Genomic DNA, 4,176 nt, shown 5'->3' on the forward strand with positions numbered 1-4,176 from the left:
CCATAGACCGGCCCCGTTTGAAGCGCAAAACCGGCTGTCGGATCTACCATTTGCAAATAGGTCGCACGACTGGAATTGACGTCTACGACATAATAATGGGTATGGTTATTGTTATACAAGAGCATATAGCCACCGGGCAGCTCGGCACCCACATTGAGCCCTGATGGCAGGCCGGTAATTGGATATGACATTGATCCCCCTTCTCTGTCGATCCTTACAATGTTATTGGTACCCGTTCTGGAGGCCCATAACATATTGTCCACGGAATTGTATATTAAACCATTCAGAATATACGGCAATGTGGCGATCTGGGTTTTAGCTCCCGTAGCGACATCAAATCCGTGAAGTGCTGACGTGCCATCCGGAATAGAATTGATAGTCTGATAGGCGATACCGTCGTTACAGTTGAACGGAAGATCTACCAGCGTTGTATTGGCACAACTTGCTCCGTCATTATTACCTGATGGAGTACTCGTTGAAATTAGAGAAGCCGTGTTAATTGCAGGATCTACCCTAAAAAAAGATCCCATACCGTTGTGAAATGCGTATAACTTACCGGAGACATCACTGAATATGGCACCATAGTTACCTCCTGCAGGCAACCCGTCGACTGCGGCCCCCAGTACAACGTTACCAGTGAAAGGATCAAGCGTCGCAATTTGAGAGTCTCTTGTAATACCGTAACAAAGTTGATTGTTGGAGACAAAAGCTAAATCAGATACATCAAGAGGACTACTCATCGCTGTCCCATAGTTCGGACCTGTTTTAAGCACAAACCCGGCAGTGGGATCTACCAGTTGCAGGTAAGTCGCACGACTGGGATTAACATCTACAACATAATAATCGGCCGTGTTGATATTATACAAAAGCATATAGCCCCCGGGTAGCTCAGCGCCCACGTTCAGTCCTGATGGCAGATTTTGTATAGGATGCGATGTGGTTCCTCCTGTTTTATCGATCCTTACGATGTTATTAGTACCTAATTCAAAAGCCCATAACATATTATCCACGGAGTTGTATATTAGACCATTCACGTGAAAAGGTAAAGTTGCGATCAAAGTTTTAACGCCTGTGGTAACATCAAATCCGTGAAGTCCTGATGTATTATCTGCCGTGGAATTGATAGTCTGGTAGGCAATACCATCATTACAGTTGAATGGTTCTTCGGCAAAAACCGGTCTTGCAGCGATGCCCACATTCAATACAACCAGGCAAAGGAAAAGCGCTAATAAAGTTTGGGTAAATGTTCTTTTCATTAAAAATTTAAGTTTTGAACCCTTTGTTTTCATCACGATGAGATTAAGTGAAACAGACACTGTCGTTGAGTAATTGATACAACTAATTTTACTGTTTCGAATGTAGGGCCGTTTTTTGGGGATGGCTAAAAATGGGTGTGGACAAAAGCGTGGACACGAAGAAAAAAGTACTCAAATCGCCTAAAATCATAATTTTTTAAGCGTTGCAGAAGCTTGTAACCCAAGGAGACCAAATGCCACAATGAATATTACAGTTGCAGCCCGGAGTCTATTGACGGTTTTGTTAAATGTTTGCTATCGTAAAAGTTTGTCGAACAAAATAGAATAACATTTGGCAAGTAGAAGTATTTATGTTTCATACTTGTAGATTCAGTACTATATTAGATTGCCTGGTTGGAGAAATTGAATTTCCCTGATTCAAAGCAATCATCACGGTTTGCCAGTTATTTTTCAGAATGCGTTTGCCCGATTATGAAGGAGTATTTTATTATCTTTTGTCTGTATTTTGTTGTCTTCTTTCACAATACCTCCGCCGCTCAGCAACCCGATGAACTCGAAACCGTTATACTTGAGCTCGACAGCGAAACTCCCTCCCGGCGCATCATCAGAACTTCCAGATATATAGATAGTCTCAGGGAATCACAAGTTTCATTAGCGGGTGTTGGCTATCGTTTGGAAAAACTGCATCAAAAGGCAAGCCTTTGGGGTGATCAGCCACTGTTAAACCATGTCAGATTCCACCAAATCACAAAGAAAGGTTTTCAATCTGCCTTGCCGCCCGAGGACATTATTGCCGTGTTCGATTCGGCCAGAACCTACTTTCAGAATAGAAATGACCAAAGATATACGGGTGTTTGTCACTATTACATTGGCGTCCAGCGGTATGAACAGAAACAGTATGGAGAAGCATTTTACCATCATGCCAAAGCACTGGAACTCTTCGAAGCTGTGGGATTTGATAATATCCCTGAAATGGGTAAGTACCTGCATGTCATGGCTATCAATAATCTTTATTTTCACAACAATTCGAAAGTTATAAAGCTCATGCGGGCAGCCATCAACCTTCCGCCCTACAACAGAAATCTTGATGTTCAGCGCTTTAATACCCTGGCGGTGGCCTATCAGAACCTAAACCAACTTGACAGCACAATCTATTACCTGAAGCGCACCCGGGATATTGCGGTGTCAATTGGCAACAATACCTGGCCGTATATTGCAGTGGGTAACCTGGGAAGGGTGTACCTGAAACAGGGCCGCCACCGTGAAGCCTTGAAACTGCTGATGCAAGAATACATGCATAACCAGCACAAAAAGCCCCACCCGATACTGGCCCGGAATGCGGCCATAGAAATCGCTTCTATCTGGGGGAAGTTTGGCCGGAACGATAGTGTTTTACATTATTTAAGGATCAGTGAAAATTTGAATACTTTGGTAGGTAATACCGAGCCTATGTGGAAGCAACAGCGGGACAAGCAGTTTTTTCTTAATTATTATCGGGTTTACCACGATTACTACAAAGCCCGGAACTATATGGCAATGGCCTACACTTACCTCGATAGCTTGACTCGTCTCAGCAATGAAACCAACGTCATTTACAATAAAGCAGAGACAAAGCTGGCTGAGGACCGATTGAAAATACAGCAGCAACTTGCAGATATTTCAGAACAACAAGCTGAGAAAGAAAGAATTCGAACGCGCTTACAATTCATTATCGGGATCGTAGGACTGATTGCTGTCATTTTGTCGCTGCTCTATTATCTGCTTAGGTTAAAGCACTCGAAGGATCTTCTGATCGCCAAAAAGGAACGGCAAATACAACTTGCCTTACAGGAAAGAACGGAAATGCAACTCGTGCAGGCAAATATTGAATTGGACGAGTATATGCAGCATTTGCAGGAAAAGAGTAACCTGGTTGAATCATTTCGCCACCAAATAGAAGAGTTACGCAAGCTTCCGGATCTGGAAAACCAGCAACTGGATGATTTGATTAACCAGTTAGCCAATATAAAGCTGCTCACGCCTGACGACTGGAATGATTTCAGAAAGCGTTTTAACCAGGCTTTTGCAGGAGAACTTGACCAGCTTAAGTTGAACTACGGCGACTTAACTGTTGCGGAAGAAAGACTTTATGCGCTTGAAAAAATGAATGTGTCCACCTCTCAGATTGCCTGGATGCTTGGCATATCAAAGGAATCTGTCAGAAAAGCCAGATACCGGCTGCGAAAAAAAATTCAGGTTTAGTGTAGCCACAATACAACATGAACTATCTGGCGAACTTCAAAAAGCTTTTGGGTAGCATTAAAACCTCATGTGATCAGGCGTACCAAAAGATTCGGGTAGAGCTGTTTGCAAAGACCGGGTAAAATCAGACGACCTTTTAAACAAACTAACTTCGGACGTTTAAACAAAGTGTGTCGTGCTGTGCTGCTGTACATTTGTCTCATCATAAAAAACAAAATCATGAGACAGACCAATTATCAGGGAGCGTTACAGAAACCAACCGGTTCGGGATTTAACGCCGCATCTACCAGCAGTGAAGTAATAAAAGGAATTGATCTGACCGGCAAGATCGCTATCGTAACAGGAGGCAATACGGGCATCGGTCTGGAGACTGTTAAAACATTGGCATCCGCTGGTGCTACGGTAGTTGTGCCAGCCAGGGACACGGAAAAGGCTAAAATCACTCTAGCCGGCATCGAGAATGTAGAACTGGAACACCTGGACCTGATCAGGCCAGAATCCATCCAGGCATTTACCGAAAAGTTCATCCAGTCGGGAAGAAAGCTACATCTGCTTATTAACAATGCAGGCATCATGTGGGTGCCGCTCCGAAGGGATCTGCATGGTAACGAGTCTCAGTTGGCAACCAATTATCTTGCGCAATTCCGGCTGACAGCAGGGCTTTGGCCGGCTTTGAAAA

General features: G+C 43.7%; 3 protein-coding genes. 2 read left to right on the plus strand and 1 reads right to left on the minus strand.

The annotated features are described in order from the left end of the window. On the minus strand, positions 1 to 1,256 hold a 1,256-nt coding region (locus tag LZG71_RS29815; RefSeq protein ID WP_409013702.1), incomplete at its 3' end, for a DUF6923 family protein. A gap of 471 nt (positions 1,257 to 1,727) precedes the next feature. Between LZG71_RS29815 and LZG71_RS29820 the strand changes: the two genes are divergently transcribed. Continuing rightward, positions 1,728 to 3,497 carry a tetratricopeptide repeat protein gene (locus LZG71_RS29820; RefSeq protein ID WP_233826860.1) on the plus strand — a complete coding sequence of 590 codons (1,770 nt, stop codon included), beginning with the start codon at positions 1,728 to 1,730 and terminating at the stop codon, positions 3,495 to 3,497. A gap of 219 nt (positions 3,498 to 3,716) precedes the next feature. After that, a partial coding sequence (locus LZG71_RS29825) for an SDR family NAD(P)-dependent oxidoreductase (RefSeq protein ID WP_233826862.1) occupies positions 3,717 to 4,176 on the plus strand: 460 nt, incomplete at its 3' end.

Origin of the sequence: Dyadobacter sp. CY312 (assembly GCF_021390535.1) — a bacterium.
Taxonomy (GTDB): Bacteria; Bacteroidota; Bacteroidia; order Cytophagales; family Spirosomataceae; genus Dyadobacter.

Coding starts and splice junctions, on each gene's coding strand:
- LZG71_RS29820 (WP_233826860.1), top strand. CDS start 1,728: ATGAAGGAGTATTTTATTATCTTTTGTCTGTATTTTGTTGTCTTCTTT.